Source organism: Sphaerisporangium sp. B11E5, assembly GCF_039871875.1.
Taxonomy (GTDB): domain Bacteria; phylum Actinomycetota; class Actinomycetes; order Streptosporangiales; family Streptosporangiaceae; genus Sphaerisporangium.
Window position 1 is genome coordinate 224,660 of sequence record NZ_JBDPMD010000003.1, and the last position, 26,562, is coordinate 251,221.

7 protein-coding genes are annotated in these 26,562 nt (G+C 73.5%); all 7 read right to left on the reverse strand.

What is annotated here, in order from left to right:
• Positions 1-44 precede the first annotated feature (44 nt).
• Genes ABGB17_RS04980 through ABGB17_RS05010 form a run of 7 tightly spaced genes read right to left on the reverse strand, consistent with a single transcriptional unit; the run spans position 45 to position 26,559 of the window.
• Positions 45-446 carry a DUF3224 domain-containing protein gene (locus ABGB17_RS04980; protein ID WP_347626566.1) on the reverse strand — a complete coding sequence of 134 codons (402 nt, stop codon included), beginning with the start codon at positions 444-446 and terminating at the stop codon, positions 45-47.
• A gap of 25 nt (positions 447-471) precedes the next feature.
• Complete coding sequence (locus ABGB17_RS04985; RefSeq protein ID WP_347626569.1) at positions 472-1,752, reverse strand: beta-ketoacyl synthase N-terminal-like domain-containing protein; 1,281 nt, start codon at positions 1,750-1,752, stop codon at positions 472-474.
• Positions 1,749-1,988: a phosphopantetheine-binding protein gene (locus ABGB17_RS04990; RefSeq protein WP_347626571.1), complete on the reverse strand. Its 240-nt coding sequence runs from the start codon at positions 1,986-1,988 to the stop codon at positions 1,749-1,751. The genes ABGB17_RS04985 and ABGB17_RS04990 overlap by 4 nt, the downstream gene beginning before the upstream one ends.
• Positions 1,989-1,990: 2 nt before the next feature.
• Positions 1,991-3,229, reverse strand: a complete 1,239-nt coding sequence (locus ABGB17_RS04995) for a hydroxymethylglutaryl-CoA synthase (RefSeq protein ID WP_347626573.1) — start codon at positions 3,227-3,229, stop codon at positions 1,991-1,993.
• Complete coding sequence (locus tag ABGB17_RS05000) at positions 3,226-3,462, reverse strand: phosphopantetheine-binding protein (protein ID WP_347626575.1); 237 nt, start codon at positions 3,460-3,462, stop codon at positions 3,226-3,228. The genes ABGB17_RS04995 and ABGB17_RS05000 overlap by 4 nt, the downstream gene beginning before the upstream one ends.
• A complete protein-coding gene (locus ABGB17_RS05005) occupies positions 3,449-4,414 on the reverse strand; it encodes an LnmK family bifunctional acyltransferase/decarboxylase (protein ID WP_347626577.1) in 966 nt (321 codons plus the stop codon). The genes ABGB17_RS05000 and ABGB17_RS05005 overlap by 14 nt, the downstream gene beginning before the upstream one ends.
• Positions 4,411-26,559 (reverse strand): SDR family NAD(P)-dependent oxidoreductase, encoded by a 22,149-nt coding sequence (locus ABGB17_RS05010; RefSeq protein ID WP_347626579.1) that lies wholly within the window; start codon positions 26,557-26,559, stop codon positions 4,411-4,413. Before ABGB17_RS05010 ends, ABGB17_RS05005 begins: the two co-directional genes overlap by 4 nt.
• Positions 26,560-26,562 lie beyond the last annotated feature (3 nt).

The following is a 26,562-nucleotide window of genomic DNA, read 5'->3' on the forward strand; positions in this document are numbered from 1 at the left end:
GGGTACGCGGGGCGCAACGGCCCCGCGTACCCAGGTGCGCGCGGTCAGACGATGGTCCAGCCGAGGTGCAGGTCGACGGCGCCGCCCGAGGTGGAGACGAAACCGCCCTTGCCCTTGAGGCCTTCGAGCTCCCCCTTGCCGGAGCCGTCGACCACCGTCCAGTCGCCCTTGGCCTGGCCGTTCGCGAACGAGCCCTCGATGGCCAGCACGAACGACCCCTTGCGGTCGTTGACGGTGCCGTTGACCTCCTGGAGGCCGATGAAGCTGGCGTCGCCCTCGCCCTTGGGGTAGACGAGGAGGTACTCGGCGACGCCGTCGCCCTTGATGTCGCCGTCGAAGGTGTTGGTGACGTGGGCCTTGGCGAGCGTGGCCTGGCCCTTCTCCTCCGAGTAGGGCTTCTCGTCCCAGCCGGTGATCTGATAGGTGCCCTTGCTCTGGGTCGCCATTGTCTCTCCTTCCGTTGGTCGCGCCCTACCCGTGAGTGCCGGGCGCATGCGACGGCCGCCGGAGCACGATGCTCGTGTTGAAGCCGCCGAAGCCGAAGCTGTTGGACAGGGCGTACTGGATGTCCGCGGGCTGGGCGGCGCCGCGGACGAAGCGGCAGCCGTCGTCGATCGGCCGCCGCAGGTTCAGGTTGGGGTGCACGAATCCGTCGCGGAGCTGGATGATCGAGGCGACGGCCTCGACGACGCCCGCCGCGCACATGCAGTGCCCGACGAGGCCCTTGGTGGAGTTCACCCACGGCTTGCCGATGTCCGGGCCGAACACCCGGCCGAGGGCCCGCACCTCGATCTCGTCGCCGAGGGGCGTCGCCGTGGCGTGCGCGTTGACGTAGTCGATCTGCCCGGGTTCGACGCCGGCCATCTCCATGGCGCCCGTCATGACCTTGGCCTCGCCGTCCTCGTTCGGGTCGGGCAGGCTGTTGGCGTCGAGCTTGAGGTCGTACCCGGCCAGTTCGGCGAGCACCTCCGCGCCCCTCGCCCGCGCGGACGCCTCGCTCTCCAGCACGACACACGCCGAGCCCTGGCCGGGGACGAAACCCTCGTGCCGTTCGTCGAACGGCCGGCACCGCACCCGTTCGGGTTCGTCGGTGCCCGCGCCCGCCACGGCGCCGAGCGTCGCGAAGCCGCGTTTCTCCATCGGCGACAGGTCGGTGGTGGCGCCGACGACCAGGCACAGGTCCACGGCGCCGGCCTCCACGAGCCGGCTGCCGTTGACGATGCCGACGTTGCCGCTGGCCGAGGCGCCGCCGACGGTGTACCCCTCGCCCTTGATGCCGAGCACCTGGCTCAGCCGGCCGACGCGGTCGGTGTCCATGTACTGGATGGCGAAGCTGGCCGGGAGGTACTCCGGGTGGTCCTGGTACTTCGGCACCATGTCGTGCACGTAGCCGGAGCTGAGGTTGTGGCCGGCGACGACCAGGCCCATCCGGTCGGCGGGCGGCGCGTTCTCGTGCAGCCCGGCGTGGCCGAAGGCCTGCATCGCCGACACGAGGTCCATCTGCAGCGCCTCCGGGGAGCGGTGCGCGGCCCGCGCCGCTCCCTGGCGCAGTTCCTCGGGCAGGCAGGTCAGCGCGGCGACCGCGCCGGCGAAGGAGAACCCTTTCACCGTCGCGGCGAGCCGCGGCCCGCCGTCGCCGTCGCCGGGCACCGGCCCGATGCCGCAGCGGCCCTCGCGCAGCGCCACGGCGAACTCGGGCACCGACCCCGCGATGGAGCAGACCACGCCCATGCCGGTGACGACCACTTTCACGAGTGCCTCTTCAGGAGGGCCACCAGCGACGCGATGTCGTGCACCTCCTGGAACTCGGAGATCGGTATCACCAGCCCGAGGTCCTCCATGGTCATGGTGACCACGTCGGCCCGGTCGACGCTGTTGGCGCCGAGGTCGGTCAGCGTGCCCCTCATGGTGACCTGATCGGGGTCCAGGTCGGGCAGCACCGCAAGCACGTTCCGCTTGACGGCCGCGAAGATGACGTCCTCGTTCACAGTCATATGGATAGCCATTCGTAGGTCCGGTGGTAGTCCTTGGTGCCGGTGTTGACCAGAAGGTCCCGGCCGGCGCGGGCCCGGTCGAGGATGCCCTCGTACGCCTCGACGTCGACACGCCTGTCCTGTTCGGGTACCAGGCATCTCAGGTTGGCGGGCAGCAGGCCGGCGTACTCCTCGAACGTCAGCTCGCAGCGTCCGGCGAGGTGGTCGCCGACGCGCATCGCGGCGAGTTCCTCGGCCGACCGGTGGTCGACGAGGCCGCTGAAGAACTCCGAGGAGCACCCCGAGCCGTAGGAGTACAGGCCGACGCGGGCGCCGCCGTCCAGAGGCGCGTGGTCGATGAGGCTGCACAGCGCCAGGTACACCGACCCCGAGCACAGGTTGCCGACCATGCTCGGATAGGTCAGCGAGGGCAGCACCCGGCGGGTGAAGTCCTCCTCGGCCTGCGCGGGCGGCGTGCCGGCGAACTCCCGCATGAGCTTGCGGTGCGCCGCCTTGACCATGCCGGCGAACGGCGTGTGCATGGCCAGGTAGTCGAAGGTGGTCGCGAAGTCCACGTCCTCGACGCGGGAGCGGTAGTCCTCGAAGCAGTTGGTCAGGCAGTCCAGGTAGGCGAACAGCGAGCGGTCGGAGTCGGCGATGTCGAACGTCGGGGCCGGGCGCGCCGAGTCCATCGTCTCGTAGCTGTGGTTGCCGAACGCGCCGAGGTCCACGGTGAGCACCCGGGGGTCCTCGCCGATCAGGACGGCGGCGGCGCCCGCGCCCGTGGCGGGCTCGGCGTACTGGCCCCGCTCGTCGACCAGCGCCACGTCCGTCGCGATGACCAGGGCCTTCGCGCCGGGCGATATGCCGGACGCGACGTACGCCACGGCCATCTGCACGGCCGCGGTGGCCGCGTAGCACGCCTGCTTGACCTCGACCACCCGGCAGGTCGTGGGCAGCCCCAGGTACTCGTGCACGTAGGACGCCACGGACTTGCTGTAGTCCAGGCCGGACTCGGTGGAGGTGATCAGCAGCTCGACGCGGTCCTTCTCCGCGGGCTCCAGCCGGTCGATCACCGGTCTGGCGGCGTTGACGGCGTTGGTCACCGGGTCCTCGAACGGCAGGCCGACCGACCGGTTGCGCATCATCAGGTTGCCCATGCGGTCCACGTCCAGGCCCCGCCCCTCGAACAGGGCGCGCACCGGGATCTGGGCCACGCCGCAGTAGACGTTCAGCGCCTCGATGCCGGCCGTCATGAGACACGCTCCGCGAGGACGTCCACCAGCGCGTCCACGTTCGGCACGTCGCGGAAGTCCGACAGCGGGGCCCGCAGGCCGAGGCGGTCGAGCACGCCGAGGAGGATCTCGACGCGGTCCACCGAGTCGGCACCGAGGTCCTTCAGGTGCAGGTCGCCGGATATGCGGGCCGAGGGGAGGATCTCGGCGATCTGCTGGTGCACCACCAGCTCGACGTCGTCACGCATCGTCATGAGCACCTCCTGTCGAGAGCACGTGCAGGGTGCTGACCGCGAGTGTCCGGCCGGAGTCCCGGTCGCGGATCACCAGGTTCACGATCTCGTCGCCGGGCGCGTCCGCCGTGCCCCAAGCGTCCATCGAGACGCGCAGCACCGAGTCGGCGTCGGCGTTGCCGAGGTAGCAGAGGCGGTGGTCGAGCACGACCCGGTCGAGGAACGCCGCGGTGTCGCGGCCGAGCCGCCGCCAGAACCGCAGCAGCGCCCAATCGATGATCGAGAAGTACGAGGCGAAGTACAGCAGGCCGACGCCGTTGAGGTCGCGGGACGGCTCCACCGGGTAGTCCACGGTGAACCCCGGGGCGAGCGGCACGCGGCCGGCGGGCAGGCCGTCCAGGAAGGTCAGCCGGTTCCTGGCGTGGTTGTAGACGCGCCGGGGCGAGTAGGCGTCGGGGAGCCGCGGCAGGTGGTCGTGCCGGAAGCCCACCGGGGACGACTTCACGAGGTCCTCGTTGCTCCCGGGGCGGCTCCTGGTGATCCACCGGTTGTAGTTCTCGACGTAGATGCACCGCGGGTCGTCGAACCGGTAGAAGGCGTCGGGGTCGACGGGCCCGGCCCGCGAGCCCTCGGGACGCACCTCGTGCAGGGTCAGGATGGACTCGCTGCCGAAGTCGAACAGGCGTGAGGTGACGTCCAGGCGGTCGCCGAAGGTGAGCCCGTTGACGTGCATGCCGCGGCTCGCCCTGATGTGGAAGTAGTAGAAGGACAGGTACGTCGGCGCGCCGTCGGCGTTGGTGGCGTCGAAGGCGTTGGTGCCGCACAGCTCGCTGACGGTCTCCCACGTCCAGTCGCCGAGGTTGCCGACGAACAGCGAGTTGTGGCCGCACATGCCGGGTTTCACCAGCACCGACCTGCGTGCGGTGCTGCCGTCGCCACCGCGCTCGGGCGCGGCGGTCGTGAAGACGCTCATGACACCCCTCCAAGGAACTCGGCGATGACGGTGTTGACCTCGCCTGGACTGGTCAGGCCGGGGAAGTGCCCGGCCTCGGGGATCTCGGCGTACGTCGCGTCCGGGATCGCGCCGTGCAGCAGGTGCGCGGTCTTGCCGGGGATCACGGTGTCGTGCGCGCCCTGCACGATCAGCGTGGGCACCGAGACGTCGGGCAGGCTGCCGAGCAGGTCCGGGCGGTCGGCGAACACGTCCAGGTAGCGCAGGCCGATCTGCGGGTCCATGCTCTCGGCGCGCAGCAGCGTCGCCACCAGGCGATCGCGCTCGGCGCGCAGGCGCTCGGACCCGCTCTCGGCGATGACGTGGTCGAAGTCCTCGCGTGCGACCACTTCCAGCCGGTTGATCTCGCCGACGCGGTTGCCGATGCGGTGCGAGCTGGCGATGAGGATCAGCGACGCGGTGTCCTGCGGGTACCGCAGCGCGAACGACAGCGCGGTGAGGCCGCCGAACGACCAGCCGGCCACGTGTGCGGGGAACGGCTGCCCCAGTTCCTCCAGCACGCCGTGGCAGAGGCGCGCGATGCCGTCGAGGGTGATGTCGGCGGCGGCCGTGGTGCGGCCGACGCCCGGGTGGTGGACGCTGACCAGGCGGTACGACTCGGCGAGCGACGCGAACTGCTCGGCGTAGACACCGGCGCCGATGTTGAACGGATGCATCAGCAGCAGCGTGGGACCCGAGCCCGCGGTGAAGACCTCGACGTCGCCGTCCGGGGTGCGCACCAGGTGCTCGGCGACCTCCGGGTTGTGCTCGCGCAGCACTTCGAGGTTCTCGTTGCGGGGCCGGTGCTTCTCGCGCAGCGCGCGCTGGACGTCCTCGGGGACGTGCTCGGCGGGGCGGTACTCGGCCTGGGCCGCCGCGGCGCCGCGCAGGGCGCCGTCGGCCACCAGGCGGGGCACGGCGCCGCCGTTCTCGGCCTCGTGGTACGCCGACGCGATGCGCGCCGCGGCGTCCTTGGCCTCCACCACGCCGAAGCCGACGGGGACCGCGAGCCTGACGCAGCCGTCGCGGCCGAGGTGCGGGCCGCCGCGGACGCCCGTCTCGCGGTACATCCACGCGAGGCACGACATGACCGGGTGGTCGTGGCCGGCGAACATCTCCATGCGGGAGACGTCGAGCAGCACGCAGTGGCCGCCCGCCGGGGAGACGACCGGCACCCCGGCGTCCTCCAGCCCCTGCCACAGCGTGGCCACGGCCTCCATGCGGGTGCGGACCTGGGCGGACACGGCGGCGCGGTCGCCCAGCGCGGCGGCGATGACCTTGCGGTCGTGCAGGCCGGCGTCCCTGCCGAGGGTCGCGACGCGTTCCCGTACGGCCTCGGCGACCGCGCCGTCCCTGGTGGCGAGCAGGCCGCCGGCGGTGAGGCCGAAGTCCTTGGACAGGCTGACGGTGGCGTGGTCGGCGACGCGGAAGATGTCCGCCACGACGTCCCACTCGTCGCGGCCGTTCTCGTCGGCGACGAAGATCGCGTTCTCCATGACCCGGGCGCCGTCGATCACCAGGGGGGCGCTGTGGCCCGCGGCGGTCGACTTCACCTCGCGCAGGTTGGCGAGGGAGGTCGGGTACCCGCCGGCGGCGTTGTCGCTGACCTCGACGCAGACGAACGACACGTTCCTGTGCTCGCGCAGCGCCGCCCGCAGCGCGTCGATGTCGATCTCGCCGGACTCCTCGGTCCCCGGGACGCGCACCGGCTCGAACCCCGCGTCCACCAGGCTGAGGTACCAGGTGGGGAACAGCCCGTTGTGCAGCACCGTGCCCCGCCTGCCCGGCCACGACCGGCACAGCAGCGTCTCCGCCGACCGTCCCGACCCGGTGGGCACGACCAGCGGGAACGGCAGCCAGTCGATCGGCGGCAGCTCCGTGGCGTCCGGCAGGTCCGCGGCACGGTCGGTGAGGTCGCGCATGCGGCGGCGGATGCAGGGGGAGTCCAGCTCGGCCCAGGAGTCGGTGACGAGGTCGGTCTCGATCCTGTCGGCCGGGACGCGGATGGGGTTGTACCCGTGCGCCTTCAGCAGGTCCGCCCGCGCCGCGACGGCGTCGTCCCCGGCCGCCTGGGGGGTCTCACGCGCCGGCTCGGCCTCGGGGGCCTGCTCGGAGGGCTGCTCGGGGGCCTGCTCGGCGTCCTCCGCGACATGCGGGTCGGCGATCATGAGGATGACGTCGGCCACCGACGTGCGCTCCGGGCCCGCGGGCTGGCACAGGTAGATGGGGACGTTCACCGGCCGGAACTTGTTCTTGAACTGGAAGTTGCCCTCACCGAAGATGCCCACCGAACGCAGCTCGTCCAGCGCCTCGGTGACGTCGTCCGCGGCGTTCGGGGTGTTCTCCTCCATCTGCACCCCGAAGCTCGCCCCGAAGCTGAACATCGTGACCCCTTCGGCCACGAGGAGCTCGATGATCCGCGTGATGGCGTACTCCAGCCCGCCGAGCGGCATGTCCTTCGGGTAGAACTCGGCGTCCAGCAGGTACGCGTTCTCCGAGGGGATCTTGGTGATGATGACGGCGTTGGTGAGCACGTCGTCCCGGTACGTCAGGAACATGCGGTGCCGGCGCGTGTCCAGCGACCCGCCCTCGATCTCCCGCCTGACCACCGCGACGTAGGGGTTCACCATCTGCTTGCCGCGCCCCCACCGGTCCACCAGCTCCGCCACCTCGCGGTCCACCGAGGCGTCCGCCCCCGGGTGGTGCTCGACGGTGCGGCACTCGGCGTTCTTGGAGAACCGCCGCACCATGTACCGCAGCCGCTCCATACGCCCGCCCTTGAGGGTGAAGCTCCCGAGGTCGTCCAGCCGCTGCACCGCACCGAACGGCGTCGCCGTGTACGGCCGCCCCGCCACCTCGTCCACCGGGATCAGCGACAGGAAGTTCGGCTTGAACCCGTGCCGCCCCGCGTACGCGACGTACTCCTCGATCAGCCTGGGGAAGTACTCCTCGGACCCGACATAGCTCCAGGCCAGCAGATTCCCGTCCTTCTCGGAGAAGTTCAGGTACCCCTTCCGCTCCCCCCCGAGGAACGCCAGCGGCGCGATGTCCCGCCCCGCGAGCCCCCCTTCCTTGGCGTGCTCCCGGTCGATCCCCGAGAACACCTCAAGCAGCCCAGGCTTCTCCCCCACCCGCCTCTTGGCGATGACCAGCGGCTCCCCGTCCTTCTCCTCCCCATCGTCCCCGGCCTCCCCCGTGACGCCCCGCGCCCCCTCGGTCTCCCGCAGCACCCCCGCCCCGTACTCCGCATCAAGGTGCGCCGCCAGCTCCGCAACCGTAGGCCGGTCGAACAACAACGTCTTCCGCAACGCCCCGACCTGCTTCTCCAGCGCACTGACCACCCGCAACATCTCGAACGAGGTAAGCCCGTTGTCCGCGAACGTCCGCCCCGCATCGACGTCCCGCCCCACGACCCCCGCGACCAGCCGCGCCACCTGCTCCTCGGTGGAACCATCACCCCGCGACACCGAGACCTCATCACGGACGTCCGCCGAAGCCCCGACGCCGCCCGCCGAAGACCCGACGCCGCCCGCCGAAGACTCCATGTCACCTGCCGAAGGCTCGAAGTCCTCCACCGAAAGCTCGACGCCACCCATCGGAAGCGCGACGCCGTCCGCCGAAGGCTGGACGTCCGCCGGACGCTTGGCCTCCGAACCCTCGGCCGGGGAACGGCCGTCCGCTCCCGAGCGCCCCGGACGCCCGGCGGGCGCCGAGGGCTCTCCGGCCCGGAGGGACGGGGCCACGGCGGCAGCCGGCCTGGTGATCACTGTTTCGGAGATCACGGGGTCTTCGGGCTCCGCCGGCGCGTCGGACGAGAGCTCGACGGCCGGACGGCCACCGAGAGCCTCCTCGACGGCGCGGGTCAGGCGTTCGACGGTGTCGTACTCGTAGAGTTCCGAGGCCTGAAGGTTCAGGGAGAACGCGGCGTTGATGCCCTTGACGAGCTCCATCCGGAAGATCGAGTCGAGCCCGAGCTCCGCGAACGGCGTGTCCGCGGACACCTGCGCCGGGTCGGTGCCGAGGATCCCGGAGAGCCGCTCGCGCACCATCTCCTCGACCCCCGTCGCCGCCGTGGCAGGCTCACCGCCCTGGACAGCCTCAGGAGTAGTGATCGGGGCGGCCGTCCGGGACGAACGCCCCGGGGACCCACGCAGCTTCAACCGGCTCGCCCGCTCTTCCCTCTCCACAGGCGCCGGCCGCGACGACGAAGGACGGAGACGAACCTTCACCCCCCGTGCCCGAGCCTCAGGACGCCCCGCCGCCGGAACCTCGGGACGCTCCGAGACCGGAGCTGTGGGACGCTCCACCGCGGAAACCTCGCGACGCTCCACAACCGGAGTCGTGGGACGCTCCGGGACCGGAGCCGTGTGACGCTCCTCAACCGGAGCCGTGTGACGCTCCTCAACCGGAGCCGTGGGACGCTCCCCCACCGGACCCGTGGGCTCGCCGGACCGCGCCGGAACCGTGAACCAGTGCTCGACCCGCTCGAACGGGAAGCTCGGCAGCGACACCCGCCGCGGCCGGGCAGACCCCCACAGGTCCTCCCAGGCGACCTCGGCCCCCTCGACCCAAGCCCGCGCCAGTTCGGAACGACCGGTGGGCACGGCGCGAGCGGCCCCGCTCCCCCGCCGCACGCTCCCCCGATGGACGCCGGGCGCCCCGTCCCCCCCGGTCAGCGCGACGATCGCCGACTGAAGATCCTCGGCCTCCACGGCGAGACGCTCCGCCATGGCCTCCCGCCCGACCTGCAACGTGTAAGCGACCTCGTCGAGGTCAGCCTCCGGATGCCGCGCCAGATGACGCGCGAGACGACGGGCGTACTCGTCGAGAGCGGCAGGGGTGCGAGCCGACAACACCAGCAGCCGCGGCCCCCCACCTCGCGTCTCCCGTTCAGCGGGCTCGTACGCTTCGAGCACGACGTGCGCGTTGGTCCCGCCGAAGCCGAACGAACTGACCCCGGCACGACGCACCGGCACACCCGACTCACCGGGAACCCCGTCCCACGCCCGGAGCCGATCGTTGATGGAGAAGGGCGTCCCGTCCAGCCGCAGGTAAGGATTGGGCCGCTCGTAGTGGATGGTCGGCGGCAGTTCCCCGTGCCGCATGCACAACAGCACCTTGAGCAGCCCGGCGATCCCCGCCGCCGCCTCCAGATGCCCGATGTTGGTCTTCACCGAGGCGACAGCCACGTGCGGCTCGGCAGCCGCCGGCCGCCCCCACTCGTCGTAGAGCCGCCCGAACGCCTTCTTGAGCCCCTCGATCTCGATGGGGTCCCCGAGCCGCGTCCCGGTCCCATGCGCCTCGATGTAACTGATCGTCCCGGGGTCGACCCCGGCCCGGCGGTAGGCGCCGACAAGCACATCGGCCTGCGCCTCGGGGTTGGGCGCCGTGAGGGACGTCCCCCGCCCCCCGTGGTTGACCGCGCTCCCCTTGACGACGGCGAGCACCTGGTCCCCGTCCGCCAGCGCGGCCGCCAGCGGCTTGAGGAGCACCGCCCCGCACCCCTCGCCCCGCGCGTACCCGTCGGCCCGCTCGTCGAACGTCTTGCAGGCCCCGTCCGCACTGAGCATTCCGGACTCGGTGAACGCGATGTAGAGCCCGGGGCTGAGCGTGAGGTTGACCCCGCCGGCGATCGCCGCCGAGCACTCGCCCCCCTCGATCGCCCGGACCGCGCGGTGCAACGCGACCAGCGAACTCGAACAGGCGGTGTCGATCGCCTCACTGGGCCCGCGCAGGTCGAGCACGTGCGACACCCGGTTGGCGAGGATGCAGCTCGCGACCCCGCTCGCCGTGTGCGCCTCCACCGGCACCCCGTGCTCACGCAGCAGGTCGTCGTAGTCGCACGCGGACACCCCGGCGAACAGCCCGGTCGCCGTGCCCGCGAGCTCGGACGGCCGGTATCCGGCGTCCTCGATCGCCCGCCACACCGTCTGCAGGAACAGACGCTGCTGCGGGTCCATCGTCGTCGCCTCCTTGGGCGAGATCCCGAACAGCGCGGCGTCGAAGCTCCGCACGTCGTCGAGGAACCCGGCCCGCACCCCGGCCGTGCCCGCGTTCTCCCGCAGCTCGGCCCGGTCCTCCGGCACCGGCCGCACGAGGTCGTCCCCGGCCACCAGGTGCCGCCAGAACGTGTCCAGGTCAGGCGACCCGGGCAGCGTCCCCGCCATCCCGATGACCGCGACACCCTGGGGCTCGGGGGTGGCCACCGGCTGTGGCCGCGGCACCGGCTGCGAGGCCACCACAGCCTCCGGCTGCTCGTCACGGCTCTCCACCGGGTCGCCGCGGTGCGCGGCCTCGATCTCGCTCCTGTGGTTCTCCGCCAGGTGGTCGCAGAAGCCGCTCAGGTTGGCGGCCTCGAAGAGGACGGTCGGGAGCAGGTCGATCCCGTACATGCCGTTGACCTTGTCCACCAGCTCGGCGATGGAGATGGAGTCGAAGCCGCTGTCGGTCAGGTCCCCGTCGAGGTCCACGTCGTCCTCGTCCACCAGCAGGAATCCGGCGGCGATCCGCCGCAGGTCGGCGCGCACGGCCTCGTGGTGGTCGATCTCGACGGTCTCGTCGTGGCCGGTGTGGGCGGGCTCCCGGTTCGTGGTGGTCTCCACGTGCGGTCTCTCCTCTCGCGACGTCTCCTCGGCGCCTTCCACCACGAGCAGGCATGTCTCGGTACCGGCCACTCCCCTCGCGAACGCTGTGAGCCCGGCTCGCGTCCGCATGGGCACGCTTCCCCAGCGGCGGGCGAACATTCGCCGGGTGACGTCGTCCACGGTCATGCCGCCCTCCTCCCACAGCGGCCAGCAGACGGAGATCGTGCGGCCGTGGCCGCGGGCCTCGCGCAGTTCGGCGAAGCGGTCGAGGAAGGCGTTGGCGTAGGTGTAGTCGACCTGGCCGAGGTTGCCGGTCTCGGCGGCCACCGAGGAGAACAGCGCCAGGAAGTCCAGCGGATCGCCGCGCAGCGCCTCGTCGAGCAGCACGGTGCCGAGCACCTTGGGCCCGAGCACGGCGTCGGCGTCCGCGCGTTCCTTGTGCACGGCCCTGGCGTCCCGGTGGACGCCGGCCGCGTGGATGACGCCGTTGACCGGGCCGAACCGCCGCCGCGTGTCCTCGACCAGGCGCGTGACGTCGCGGGCGTCCCGGACGTCGGCCTGGACGTAGGTCGCGGGCAGCGCCTCGACGCGGGCCCGCAGATCGTCGTCCAGCGGCGAACGGCCGGTCAGCACGAGGTTCACCGGGCCGTGGGCGGCCAGGTGGCCGGCGAAGGCGAGCCCGATGGCACCGGCGCCGCCGGTGATCAGGTACGTGCCGCCGCGCCGCACCCGCAGCCCGGCCGGGCCCGGACGGAACGGCTCAAGGCCCTTGCGCCACCGGATGCCGTCGCGGTACCGCAGCTCGGTGACCCGGTCCTCGGGGGCGGCTTCCTGGGGGACGGCACGCAGCTCGGCGAGGACCGGCTGCTCGGCGCCGGTGCCGGGGACCTCGACGGTGACGCCGCTGAAGCGGCTGTGCTCCAGCGCGAGGGTCCGCAGCACGGCGGCGAGCGCCGCGTGGTGGGGCCGGGGGCCGGTGCCGTCGTCGGTGTGGGCGACGACCGCGCGCAGCGGGCCGCCGCCGGGGGTCGCGAGGAGGGCGGTCAGCGTCCAGAGCAGGGGGTAGAAGCTCCGGTCCAGGCCCTCGGCCACCGCGTCCTGGTCCGGCCCGGGGAACGGCGCGGACAGGAGCTGCACGACCACCTCGGGCAGCTCGTCCCGCTCGGCGAGCTCGGCCGCCAGCCTGCGGGCGTCCTCGGGGCCGCCGGCGAGGTCGAGGGTGCGGGAGTTGCCGTCCCCGGCGTACGTGTTCCCGTGGGTGACGCGCAGGCAGCGTGTGCCTGCTTCCTTCAGCGTCGCGGCGAGCGCGGCCCCGGCCTCCTCGTCGTCACCGAGGATCAGCACGGCGCGGGGCAGCGGGCCCTGGTCCTCCAGCGGGGCGCGTTCCCAGACGGGCCGCAGGTAGGTGCACCGGGTGTCGGCGTCCTCGTCGACGGAGGTGGTCACCGGTGGCCCGGCCTGGTCGCGGGCCGCCTCCCGGGCCGCCCGGTCACCGGCGGCCCGGTCACCGGCCGGCTGCTCCTCGGCCGGCTCGGTGGCCCGGCCGTCCAGCGGCCCGCCGGCCTCGGCCTGGCCGGTGGACGTGGCATCGGGCAGCCAGTAGCGGCGGCGGTCGAAGGGGTAGCGCGGCATGGTGACCCGCGGTGGGCGGGACGGCCACAGGGGGCGCCAGTCGACGGGCACGCCCTTCACCCACAGCCGGCCGAGCTTGGCGATCTGGCGGCGTTCGGTGAGGGCGGCGACGAAGGACGCGCCGTCGTCGTCGCCGAGCAGGTCGAGGTCGTCGGAGGACGTGCCGGCGGTGGCCGCCGCGACGCCGTCGGACCGGCCGGTGCCGGCGAAGGCCCGCAGGCGGCCGGCCAGCTCGGCGAGGCCGGTGGCGCGGGCCGCGAGGCGTTCGGGCAGCTCGGCGCGGCCCACCTGGCTCGTGTACGCCAGGGAGCGCAGCGGCGGCGCGTCCTCGGCCTCCGCCAGGTCGGCGACCCGCCCGGCCAGGGCCCTGAGCTGGTCCCGGGTGCGGGCGGAGAGCAGGACGACCTCCTCCTCTGCGGCGGACTGCGGGGTGCCTGGCGTGTCGGACGGCATGTACTCCTCCACAACGATGTGCGCGTTCGCGCCCCCGGCGCCGAAGGAACTGACCCCGGCGCGGCGCGGGACGGTGCGCGGAACGCCGTCGACGTCGACGACGGGACGGGTCCACTCGGCCGCCTCCACCGGCGGGTGGAACGGCGAGCCCGCGAAATCGATCTTGGGGTTGGGGGTGGCGAGGTTCGCGCACGGCGCCACCCGGCCGTGCCGCATCTGCAGCAGGACCTTGGTCAGGCCCGCGATGCCCGCGGCGCCCTCCAGGTGGCCGATGTTGGCCTTCACCGAGCCCACCGCGCACCGCTGCGGCGCCCGCCCGGTGGCGCGGAACGCCTTGGTCAGGCTGGCGATCTCGATGGGGTCGCCGAGCGAGGTGCCGGTGCCGTGCGCCTCGACGTACGAGATCGTCGCGGGGTCCACACCCGAGCGGCGGATCGCCTCGGCGACCAGCTCGGCCTGCGCGTTCGGGTTCGGCACGGTGTACCCGGACGTCCTGCCGCCGGCGTTGGCGAAGGCGCCCTTGATGACGCCGTGGACGCGGTCCCCGTCCGCCACGGCCTTCGCCAGCGGTTTGAGCAGGACGGCGCCGACGCCCTCCCCCGGCACGAACCCGTCGGCGGCCTCGTCGAACACCTTGCAGGCGTCGCCGCCGGACAACATGTTCATCGAGCACAACGAGACGTGGTGGGCCGGGTGCAGGATGAGGTTCACCCCGCCCGCGACGGCCATCGCGCACTCGCCGCGCCGCAGGCTCTCGCAGGCGAGCTGGATCGCGGTCAGCGAGGACGAGCAGGCGGAGTCCACCGCGAAGCTCGGGCCGCGCAGGTCCAGCACGTACGACACCCGGTTGGCGATCGACCAGTACGCCGAGTGCGCCCCGGCGTACCGGCCCCGCGGCCAGCCTTCCGCGGCGGCCATCCGGCCGTAGGAGCCGTACATCGTGCCGACGAACACGCCGGTGGCGGGCTCGCGGGTGTACTCGCTCAGGTAGCCGGCGTCCTCGAGCAACGTCCAGGCGGTCTCCAGGAAGAGGCGCTCCTGGGGGTCGATGGCGGCGGCGTCCCTCGGGAGGATGCCGAAGAAGGCGGGGTCGAAGCGGTCGACGTCGTCGATGAACCCGCCCCAGCGGCTGTAGGTACGGTCCTTGCGCCCACGCTTGGGGTCGAAGAGGCCGTTCAGCCGGAACCGGTCCTCGGGCACCTCGGTGACGCAGTTGGCGCCTTCGACGAGGTTGCGCCAGAAGGTGTCCAGGTCCGGGGACCGCGGGTAGCGGCCGGTGACCGCGATGACGGCGATGTCCAGCGGGCCGGTGTCACCGGGGCCGCCGGCGGAGACCGGGTCCGGGGACGGCACGGGGGCCGGCTCCGGGGACGGCTCGGGCAGCGGCTCGGTGACCGGGGTCCGGTCCTCGACCTCGACGATCTCCACCGACGGCTCCCCGGCGGGCTCGGCGGCGGGTCCCGCGACCTCGCGGGCGGGCCCGGACGCGGGCCCGGGGGTGGGCCCGGCGGGCTGGAGCAGAGGGCGCAGCCGGTCCTCGTACTCGGCCAGGAAGTGCTTCGCCAGCTCGTCGATCGTCAGGTTCTCGAAGAGCAAGGTGGCGGGCAGGGTGCCGAGGTCCCGCTCGAAGCGCTGGATGATGTTCTGGGTGACCAGGGAGTCGACGCCGAAGTTGTCGAAGGTCAGGCGCTCGCCGAAGTCGGTGTTCTGGTACTTGAGCACCTCGGCGAACACCTGCTTGATGTAGGCGCGCACCGGCTTGTCCAATGAGTCCGGCGAGTCCGGTGACCCGGACGTGGCGGCCTCCTGCCGGGCGCCCACGAGGACGCACTGGTCGAGGTCCTCGACGGGCGTGCCGGGGATGCCGTGCGTGCGGGCCGGGGCGAGCCCGGCGGACCGCAGGGCGTCGTGCCACTGGGTGGCGCCGAGCAGGGGGGCGTGCGGGAGCCGCCGCCCGGGGTCGGTGAACCGCCACCAGCCCGAGGTCAGGCCGAAGGTCAGCGTGAGGAAGTCCGCCGCCCGGGTGACCTCGTTGACCAGCAGCACGCCGCCCGGCCCCAGCAGCGTGGCCGCGTTCCGCAGGGTCTGCCGGATGTCGGCGGTCGCGTGCAGCACGTTGGTGGCCAGCACGACGTCATGCGTCCCGGCCGGGAAACCCTGCCCCGCCGGCTCGTGCTCCACGTCGAACAGGGCGTACGAGACGAACGGGTACCGTTCCCCGAACGTCTCCTCACCGTGCCGCAGGAACGCGGGCGAGATGTCGGTGTAGGCGTACTCGACGGGCACCCCGGTCCCGGCGACGGCGGGCAGCACGAACGCCGTGGCCGCCCCCGTGCCGGCACCGGCCTCCAGCAGCCGCACCGGACGCCGATGTTCGGCGTACGCGCGCCGCACGGCCTCGGCCGCCTCGCCGGCCAGCAGCCGGTTGAAGTAGTCGGACGCCGACTGCCCCCGGTAGACCTGCTCCACCAGCTCGACCCGTCCGCCCGGGAACAGGACCTCCATCGGGTCCCGGTCCCCGGCCAGCACGTCCGTGAGCGCCGCCACGCAGGTGGTGAGCAGGCGCACGTGCGGCTCCATGTCGGGGAAGCGGGCGAGCGTCCCGTCGGGTGACGGTCCCGCCGGTGGTCCCGCGGTCCGCACGGTGCCGTCCTCCACGCGGATCAGCCCGCAGGAGGCGAGCATGTGCAGCACCGCGTCGAAGAGCCGTCCCCGGTCCTCACGGACCCGCAGTTCCCGGCGCAGGTCGCTCACCGCCGTCCGCTCGCCCGGCGCGGGGAGCACCGTGGCGAGCGTGCGGAACACCAGGTCCCTGGCCAGCTCGTCCAGCGCGGCGAAGGCTTCCCTCGCCCGGGCCAGCTCGGACTCCTCGGGGCGGGTGCCCTCGCGGGGTCCGGTCCGCTCGGTCTGGCCGACCCGCACGGCGTGCGCGTCCCGGCCGGTCCCGGCGTCCCGCCGGACCCCCATGCGGGCGAGGCCCCGCGCGGTGCCCTTGACGATGACCGCCTGGCGTGGGCCGTCCTGAAGGACGCGGGCCAGGGACGTCAGGCCCTCCTGGGGCTCGATGGAGCCGATGCCGAGGTTGGCGAAACGGTCGGCGTAGCCCTCGCGGGCGACGGCGCCGACGCTGCCCCAGAAGCCCCAGTTCACCACGACGGCCTGGTGTCCTTCGGCGCCGAGGCTCAGGGCGTAGGCGTCCTCGAAGGTGCTCGCGGCGGCGTAGTTGGCCTGGCCCCCCGCGTCCACGAAGGACGCGGCGGAGGAGAAGAAGGTGAGGAAGTCCACGGGCTGGTCGCGCAGGGCCTCGGCGAACGACACCGAGCCCGCGACCTTGGCGGCGAGGACCTCGGAGAAGCTTGCCTCGTCCATGTCGGCGAGCGTCGTGTCGCGCAGCACGAGGGCCGCGTGGAAAGCGCCGTTCAGGGGGCCGAGACGGTCGGCCGCCGCCGTGACCGCCTCGCGGAAGGCGTTCCGGTCGGACACGTCGGCGCGCAGGTAGACGGCCTGGCCGCCGAGGGACTCGATCTCGGCGATCTGACGGGTGACCGCCTCCGTGGCGGGCGTGCGCCCGACCAGGGCCAGCCGCGCCCGGACCGTCCTGGCGAGGTGGCGGGCGAGCACCTGGCCGATGCCGCCGGTGCCTCCGACGATCAGGTACGCGCCCTCGTGCCGGAAGACCTCGGGGCGGCCCTCGCCGGGCGGATGGGGTTCCAGGACCCGGACGAGCCGGTGTTCCCGCAGCGCGACCAGCGGCTCCGCGCAGTCCTCGGCGCGCAGGCGGCGGGCCAGGTCCTCGGGGTCGGACGGCACGGCGCCGGCGTCCACGCAGCAGGTCTTCCAGCGCAGGTACTCGGCGCCGGCGCTGCGGGTCAGGCCGATCAGGCCGGCGGCGTGCGGGACGACGGGCTCGCCGTCCGCCACGGGCAGGGCTCCGGCGACCACGACCTTCAGGGTGAGCGCACGCCTGCCGTACCCGGCGTCGATGAGCCGCTTGAGCAGGCGGAACACGGCGAGCGTGGTGGGGTCGTCCTCGGGCGGGGACTGCGGGTCGCCGGTCCGGGCCAGCACGTAGACGGTGTCGTAGGGCGTGCTTGTGAGGTCCGGCGTCTCCCCCAGCGGCGCGGCGCGGCCGTCGCCGTGCAGGGCGAGCACGGCGCGGGCCACCGGCTCGTCGGCGGCGGTGTGCAGGACGAGCGCCCGCCCGCCCTCGGGGGGCTCGGTGAGCTGCTCGGCCTCCCGCCACACCGGCACGAAGATCATCTGCTGGTCCTGGCGGGTGCGCAGCGTCACACCGGAGAACCAGGCGCAGACCCGGCCCTGCTCGTCGGCCAGCCACACCGAGTACCGGTCCTCGCCGTCCCGGCGGGCGTAGGCGCGGCCGGGCCCGGCGAGCGGCCGCACGAGGTCCACGGACTCCACGGCGAACGGCACGGCCGGCGCCGTGGCGTCCTCGGTGCGGAGCGCCGCGATCACCTGCAGCGCCCCGTCGAGGAGCGCGGGCTGCGGCGCCTCGGTGTCCCAGCGGCGCGGCGGCGCGGAGAGCTCGGCCAGCGCCTCGTCCTGCCCGGCGCGCAGTTCGCGCAGCACCTGGAAGGCCGGGCCGTAGTGCAGGCCGGCCCGGTCGAAGGCGGCGTAGAGCTCCCCGGCGTCGCGTGTGCGCGGGCAGCGCGCCGCGATGGCGGCGAGGTCCAGCGGCTCGGGGTCCCCGGCGCCTGGCGCCACGGCGCCCTTCGCGTACGGCACCGCGCCGTCCTCCAGGGTGAAGCGCGTCCGGCCGTCCTCCTCGGCCGACGAGAAGCACACCCGGCGCGGCTCGGTGATCTCGTAGGGACGCAGCCAGCGGACCCCGGAGAACCGGAGCGGCAGCGGGAGACCGGACCGGTCGGCGGCCATCACCAGCGACGCGACGCCCGGCAGCACCGGGGTGCCCATGATGCGATGGTCGGCCACGATCCAGTCGTCCGGACGGACCAGACCCGAGGCCGCCGCCTCCACCGGCACGTCGTCGCGGACCAGACCTGGGGCCGCCGTTCCCGCCGGCACGTCCTCGCGGACCAGGCCGGTGGTCGCCGCCTCCACCGGCACGCTGTCCTGGTCCAGGGCCGGGGCGGCCGTGGGCCGGGCGTCTGTCTCCTTGTCTCCTGTGCGGCGGGGGGCTTCCACCCAGTGGCGGTCGCGAGCGAACGGGTAGACGGGCAGCGGGACCCTGCGGCCGGGACGGTCGCCGTACAGCCCGGCCCAGTCGACGTCCTCGCCCGCCCGGTAGCGCCTGACGATCTCGGCGGAGGCGCCGCCGGCCTCGGCCGGGGCGCTGAGGGCCGCCACCAGGCCGGCGACGTCGCGGGCGGTCACGGCCGTGCGTACGGGCAGGTGGGGGCGGCCGACGGCGAGGGTGTAGGCGACGTCGCGCACGTCGAGGTCCGGGTGGGCGGCGAGGTGGGCGGCCAGGTCCCGCAGGCGGCGGTCCAGGGCCTGCTCGGTCGTGGCGGACACGGGGACGACGACCTCGGCGGGGGCCGCCTCGCGCCGGGGCGGGGTGTCGTCCGGCTCGGAGACCACGACGTGGCAGTTGGTGCCGCTGAAGCCGAAGCTGCTGACGGCCGCGGTGCGCCGGCCGGAGGGGCCGGGGCGCCAGTCGGACAGCTCGGTGACGACCTTGAGCGGGAAGCGGTCCATGTCGATCTTGGGGTTGGCGGTCGTGTAGCCGGGGGACGGCGGAAGGCGGCGGTGGCCCAGGGCCAGCAGGACCTTGAGCAGGCCGCCGATCCCTGCCGCGGTGGTCGTGTGCCCGACGTTGGCCTTCAGCGAGCCGAGACCGCCACGGGCGGGCCCGCCGTCCGTGCCGAAGACCTGCGTCAGCGCCTTGGCCTCGATGGGGTCGCCGAGTGCGGTGCCGGTGCCGTGCGCCTCCACGTAGTCGATGTCCTCGGGACGGACGCCCGCGCGCCGGTGCACGGCGGTCAGCAGCTCGGCCTGGGAGGCGGCGCTCGGCGCGGTGATGCCGTTCGTCGCGCCGTCGCCGTTGGTGCCGCTGCCCCGGATGACGGCGCGCACGGTGTCCCCGTCCGCGAGGGCCTGGTCGAGCCGCTTGAGCACCACGGCGCCGACGCCCTCGCCGAGCACGATGCCGTCCGCCGACGCGTCGAACGGGGCGCACCGGCCGGTCGGGGACAGCATGCCGGCGCTGCTGCACCAGATGTGCATCTGGGCGGTCGTCATGACGGCCACACCGCCCGCGACGGCGGCTTGGCACTCGCCGCGCCGGATGCTCTCGCACGCCAGATGCACCGCGACCAGCGAGGACGAGCACGCGGTGTCGACCGCCATGGTCGGGCCGCTGAAGTTGAGCAGGTAGGCGATGCGCGCCGGCAACACCGAGGACACGTTCCCGAGGAACGCGTGCCCGCTGTTCCCGTCCCCCGCCGCCGCCAGCAGCCGCGCGTAGTCGCCCGCCGCGCACCCCACGAACGTGCCCCACGGCCGCCGCTCGCCGGTCCGCGCGGCGTACCCGGCGTCCTCCAGCGCGTGCCAGGCCTCTTCGAGGAACAGCCGCTGCTGCGGGTCCATGGCCTCGGCCTCCAGCGGGGAGACGTTGAAGAACCCCGCGTCGAAGGCGTCCACGTCGGAGAGCATCGCTCCCCACTTGCTGTAGGTGGTCCCCGGCGTCTTCCGGTCCGGGTCGTAGACGGCGGACACGTCGAACCGTCCCGCCGGAACCTCACGGATGCTGCACCGGCCGACGGCGAGGTTCTCCCAGAACGCGGCCAGATCGGGGGCGTCCGGGAACCGGCCCGCCATGCCGATCACGGCGATGTCGGGCGTGCTCTCCGGAGCCGGAGCCTCCGCCGGAGCCGACGATGCCACCGCAGGTGCCGGTGCCGGAGCCTGTGCCGACGCAGCTGGTGCCGACGGAGCCGAAGCCGGAGCCGCCGCAGCCGCAGCCGACGGAGCCGAAGCCGGTTCGGCCGGAGCCGGCGCCGTGGTGCCGGTCGTGGTCTTGCCGATCGGGCGGAGGTCCACGCGGACGTACTCCGGTCCGGAGGACGCGGAGGGCACCGCGGCCGTCCCGGGCTCACCGAGCCGGATCTGGCCTGCTTCGGTCAACGGCGGCGAGGGGACGGCCTCGGCCGCCGCGGCCGGGCCGGCGTCCACCGGGTGGTCCACCGGTATGTTCTCGGTGAGGACCTTCTCAGTAGGGACATCCTCGGGGGGGACCTGCGTGGTGGCGTCCGCCTGAGCGGCCACAGGGGCGTCCTGGTCGGCGGCCGTCGTCAGGACGAAGTCCACCAGGGCGGGGATGGTCGGGTGGTCGTAGACGGCCACCGAGTCCAGGTCGAGCTGGAAGCGGCGGTTCAGGTCGCGGACGATCTCCACGGCGCCGATCGAGTCCAGCCCCATCTCGCTGAAGCTCTGGCTCTCGTCGATCTCGTCCGCCTCCAGGTAGAGGTGCGCCGAGAGCGTCGTCATCACGACCTCCCGCACCTCGGACCCCGTCGGCGAGGGCGACGCGGCCGGAGCCGCCACGGGGCCGGTTCCCGGGACCGCGGTGGCCGAGTCGGGAGCGGGCTCCGCGGCGGCCACCGCAGGTGCCGGTGCGGCGGCCGAGGCGGGGTCCGGTGCGGCAGCCGAGGCGGGGTCCGGTGCGGCAGCCGAGGCGGGGTCCGGTGCGGCGGCCTGTTCAGCGGCCGAGGCGGGAGCCTGTGCGGGGGCCGAGGCGGCGGCCGGGGCAGGGGCTGGGGCGGCGGCCTGTGCGGGGGCCGGGGCAGGGGCCGAGGCGGCGGCCGGGGCAGAGGGCGTGGGGCGTGGGGAAGTGGGGCGGCCGCGGTAGCCGTCGATCTTGTCGAGGTGGGTCTGGACGCGGGACGCCGACTCCTGGCCGAGCACCCGTTCGTGCAGGTCCACCTCGCTGGCGATGACGTCGGTGAGGCGGCCGAGGACCCGTCCGGCGAGTTCCGTCTTCAGGGCGCGCAGCGCCGGGAGCGGGAGGGCGGCGATCGAGCGGGCGTGGCGGAGTGCGATCTTCAGTACGTCGCGCTGCGGGAGGATCGTGACGTTGGCGCCGCGCCGCTCCAGTTCGTCGCCGCCCACCGGGCGGCCGGTGAACAACATCTCGTGGGCCAGGGACCGGCCGAAACGCTCCTCAAGGACGTACGTCGCCCCCATCCCGGGGGTGAAGCCGAACTTCATGAAGTTGGCGCTGTACACGCCCTCTCTGGCCATCAGCACGACGTCCGCGTACAGCCCGTACGCCAGCCCGCCGCCCGACGCGTGCCCCTGGATCGCGGCGATCACGGGCCGGTCGCACTTCAGCATGCCCTCGTAGAGGAAGGGCACGTCGGTGAAGCGGCCCTGCCCCTCGGACAGGGTGCGCAGCGCCTCAGGGGTGCCGCCCATGCTGAACACCTTGCCGGCCCCCGTGACCACGACGGCCTTCACGTCGTCCCGTGCCGCGATCTGCGCGAAGGCGTCCTGCAAGCCTGCGATCAGCCCGTCGGTGAACATGTTCGGCCCGGAGTTCATCGTCACCACGGCCACGCCGTCCCGCACGGCGAACCGCAGATCCTCCTGCTCCTGCGGCCGCACACCCTCGTGTTCCCAGGACCGCACGTGCTCGGGTTCCCCTGAGCGCGCGTCCTCGTGTTCCCCTGAGCCCGCGTCCTCGTGTTCCCCTGACCGCACGTCCTCGTGTTCCCCTGCACGCGCGTCCTCTCGATCCCCTGACCGCACGTCCTCCTGTTCCGGTGCGAACGACACGGCGGGCTCCATTTCCGGCACCGCCGGCGAGTTCGCGCGCACCGCGTCCGCCGGGGTGTCCTCGGGGACGGCGGTCACCAGGGGTGTGCCGGGGTCACGGCGGCCACCTCGCCAGCCGCCGACCCAGCAGCGTTCCTCCTGGAAGGGGTAGGTGGGCAGGGACACCCGGCGCGGCGCGTCCTCGTCCGGGTGGCAGCGCCGCCACGGGACGCGGCCGCCCGCCGTCCAGTGGGCGGCGAGCTCGCCGAGGCGGCCGTCGCGGAACAGGCGGACACACTCGTCAGGAGTGGGGCCCTCTTCGGGCGCCTCGGAGCGGGCCGTGCCGGTGTACGCGCCGGGGCCGGGGTCCTCGCCGCGCGCGAAGGCCGCGAGGCGGTCCCGCAGGGTGGCCATGTCGGGGACGACGAGGGCCAGCCGCACGGGGAGCGCGGTCCTGCCGACCTGGGACGTGTAGGCCAGGTCGGCGAGAGACACACCGCCCGGCCGCCCGGTCTCGCTCTCCTGACCGGAGTGCTCACGGTCCCGACCGGAGTGCTCACGGTCCCGACCGGAGTGCTCACGGTCCCGACCGGAGTGCTCACGGTCCCGACCGGAGTGCTCGCGGCTCTGGCCGGAGTGCTCGCGGGCCGGGCCGGATGCGGGCCGTGGGGCGATCAGGTCGTCCACCGTGCTGTCCAGGGTCAGGCCCGAGGCGCCTGGCAGGCGCATGAGGCCGGTGGCGTCCAGGCCGAGGTCGCCCAGGGTCTCGCTCGTGTCGATCTGGTCGGCGGGGACGCCCAGCAGGTCCGCCAGCCGCTCGACGACGTCCTCGGGGTGGGCCGCGGGCGCGTCCGGCGGCTCGGCCGGGCCGGACGCGGAGTCCAGGAAGGTGACGTATGCCTGGGCGTACTCCTGCAATGCCTTGTCGTCGCGGGCCGACAGGAGGAACAGGTGCGGGCCGCCGCGATCGGCGCGGGACGGGGGCTGCTCGTGTTCCTCCAGCAGGATGTGGGCGTTCGCGCCGCCCGCGCCGAAGGCGCTGACGCCGGCGCGGCGCGGGGTGCCGTGGGGGCGGGGCCAGGGGGCGAGGTCGTGCTGGACGTGGAAGGGGGTCTTGGCGAAGTCGATGTGCGGGTTCGGCTCCTCGGCGTGCAGGGACGGCACCAGGCGGTGGTGCTTCATCTGCAGCAGGACCTTGGTCAGGCCGGCGATGCCCGCCGCGCCTTCGAGGTGGCCGATGTTGGACTTGACCGACCCGAGGGCGCAGGTGCCGCCGGAGGTGGCGAACGCCTTGCGCAGGCCCTCGACCTCGATGGGGTCGCCCAGCGAGGTGCCGGTGCCGTGGGCCTCGATGTAGCCGATGGTCGCGGGGTCCCAGCCGGAGCGGCGCACGGCGGTGCCGATCAGCGCGGCCTGGGACGTGGGGCTCGGCACCGTCGCGCCGCTGGTGCGGCCGGTGTGGTTGACCGCGGAGGCGCGGATCACGCCGTAGATGTGGTCGCCGTCCCTGCGTGCCGCCGCCAGCGGCTTGAGCAGCACGGCCCCGACGCCCTCACCCGGCACGTAGCCCCCCGCGTCCTTGCCGAACGCGCGGCAGCGGCCGTCGGGCGACAGGAACCGTCCCTGGGCGAGCTGCAGGTACTTCTGCGGGTGCACGCTCACGTTGACCCCGCCGGCCAGGGCGAGCGTGCACTCGCCGCGGCGCAGGCTCTCGACGGCCATGTGCGCGGCGGTCAGCGAGGAGGAGCAGGAGGTGTCGAGGGCCATGCTCGGGCCGTCGAAGTCGAAGGTGTAGGAGACGCGGTTGGCGATGGAGGCGTGCATGGCCAGCGGGGCGACGCCGCCTTCCCCGCCTTCGACGAGCTGGTAGTGGTTCCACATCACGCCGGCGAACACGCCGACGTTCTCGCCGGTCAGGGCGTCCGGCGGGTAGCCGGCGTCCTCCAGGGCGTGCCAGCAGGTCTGCAGGAACAGGCGTTCCTGGGGGTCCATCCGCTCGGCGTCGCGCCGGGAGACGCCGAAGAACGCCCGGTCGAAGCGGTCCACGCCGTCGAGGAAGCCGCCCCATCTGCCGTAGGTCCGGCCCGCGCGGTCCTGGTCGGGGTCGTAGTAGGCGTCGTGGTCCCAGCGGTCCGCGGGCACCTCGGTGACGCAGTCGCGGCCCTCGGCGAGGTTGCGCCAGAAGGTGTCCAGGTCGGGGGCCTGCGGGTACCGCCCGGCCAGGCCGATCACCGCGATGGCGTCCTCGTCCGGTTCGTCGCGCTCGTCCGCTTCCATCTCACTGGGGGCGGGCAGCAGGCTGGAGACGCGGTCCTCGTCGCCGTGCAGGACGACGAAGCCCGGGCCGCCGCCGGCCAGGCCGCGGGTCAGCACCGTGAGGGCGTCGGCGGTGGGCAGCGGGGTGAGGCCGGTGGCCTGGCGTGAGCGGTCCAGGGCGGCGGCGTCGATGCGCATGCCGCCGTCCGCCCAGTACGGCCAGCCGATGGCGAGGGTCGTGCCCCGCCGGCCGGGCCGCGCGTCGCGCCACCGGGCGAAGGACTCCAGGTAGGCGTTGGCGTAGGCGTAGGCGGACTGGCCCGGGTTGGGCAGGGTCGCGGCGAGCGACGAGAAGATCAGGAAGAAGTCCAGGTCGTCGTCCTCGGTGGCGGCGTCGAGGTTGGCCACGCCGCGGGTCTTCGGCGCCAGCACGGCCTCGACGTCCCCGGGCTCCTGCCGGAAGTACAGTCCGTCGCGCTGCACGCCCGCGCAGTGGACGACGCCGTCGATCCGGCCGTACCGGTCCCGCGCCTCGGCCAGGGCGCGCTGCACCTCGTCCGGCTTCGTGATGTCGGTGCCGGTCGAACGGCTGAGCACGACGGGGCGGGCGTCGTAGTGGCTTTCCAGGTGCCCGGCGAGGAGCCCGCCGATGCCGCCCGCGCCACCGGCGATCACGTAGACGCCGCCCTGCCTGATCGGGACGGCGCCCTCGGCGAGGTCGTGCTCGACCCAGCGGCGCACCAGGCGGGCGCCGTTCTCGTACCGGACCGCGGGTTCGGAGGAGGTGTCGCGCAGGGCCTTCGCGAGGTCGCCCGCGGCGGCCTGGACGCTGCGGCAGCGCAGCACGGGGGTCTCCGCCGAGATTGTGCGGGCGAGCGCGCCTGCCGCGTCCCCGGCGGGGCCGCCCTCGTGTGCGAAGGTCAGGGTCACGGGGTGCTGCGGCTTCGTGCCGATGATCGCGCCGGCGAGGGCCCAGATCTTCAGGCACACGTCGGTGGCGTCGTCGCCGGGGGTGGCGGCGAGCACGAAGTGACGCGGGCCTCTTTCCGCGAGGTCGGCGAGCAGGCGGGCCGTCTGGCCGCGGTCGCGGGCGTCGAGGCGGTAGGCCCGGTCGCCCGTCTTCTCGAAGTCCTCGGCCTGCTCGACCCGGACGACGGTGCCGGACGGCAGGTCCGCCGACCCGGCGATGACGACGAGCTCGCCCGGGTCGTCGTCTTCCTGTGCGGGCTCGGGCACCCAGACCTCGCGGTACGCGACCGTGCGCTCCCGGCCGGACGGCCGCGGCGCCTCGGCGGGGGCGTTCACGGGCCCGGCCTCGGCCAGGCCCTCGTAGGTCTCGGACAGGTGCGCGGCCAGGCTGTCGATGTCGCTGTACTCGAACAGCAGCGTCGGGTAGAGCCCCTGGCCGACGAACCGCTCCAGCTCCTCGCTGAGGCGGACGAGCGTGACCGAGTCCAGGCCGAGGTCGTAGAAGCCCTGGTCGGTCGGCACCTCGGCGGAGGGCCGGCCGAGACGCTCCGCGACCATCTCCCGCAGGCGCGCGACCAGAGCCTTGGGCGCGGCCGGCTCGCCGTCCGCGCGGGTGCCGTCCTGGCTGGTCCCGGGTTCCCCGGGCTCCCCGGACTCGACGACGAGGAGCTTCTCCATCAGCCCGGGGAACCTGATCCGCTTGCACGACAGGCCGGTGAACCCGGCGACGAAGCGGCCCCGCACGTCGTACAGGCCGTAGTCGTTGGTGATGACGTCACCCGAGGGGGCGAGCGTCTCAGGGGCCCGCGCGTACACGTAGAAGGCCTGGCCGAGGCGCCGGGGGGCACGGAACTCGCGGACGTAGACGGGGATGAACGGCTCCTCACCCGATGCCTTCGTCTGGCCGAGGCCCGCGATGGTGGAGGCGTCGAGGGCGGCCGGGTGCAGGTGGAAACGTTCGTGGCCCGGCTCGGGGGCGGCGAGGCGCAGCTCGGCGAGCAGGCTGCCGCGGCCGTGGTGGAGGCGGCCGGCGCACTTCATGGCGTCGCCGTGCCGGATGTCCTCGGCCCTGGCGCGGGCGTACAGGTCCTCCATGTCGCCCACGCGCCCGGCGGCCGCCTTCAGCGCGGGCGGGTCGATGGGGGCGGGCTCCGGGTCGTCGGTGAGGACGAGCTTGCCGATGAGGTTCCTGCGCCACGGCGACAGCGGGGTGCCGTCCCTCACCCAGCGGCTCTCGGCCTCCACCTCGTGCTCGCCGCCGCGCGGCTCGCCCACGGTGACGCGCAGCTCGCGGTCGGCGTCCTCCTTGGTGGCGACGGCCTCGGTGAACAGCACCTCGCGGAGCACGGCGCGGCCGGGGTCCCACCCGGCGGCGGCCAGCGTGCGGTAGACGATGTCGAAGAACACCACGCCGGGCATGACGGACACTCCGTGCACGCGGTGGTTGCGCATGATGAAGTCGGAGTGCGTGAGCAAGGTCTGACTTTCGATCGCCGGCATGTG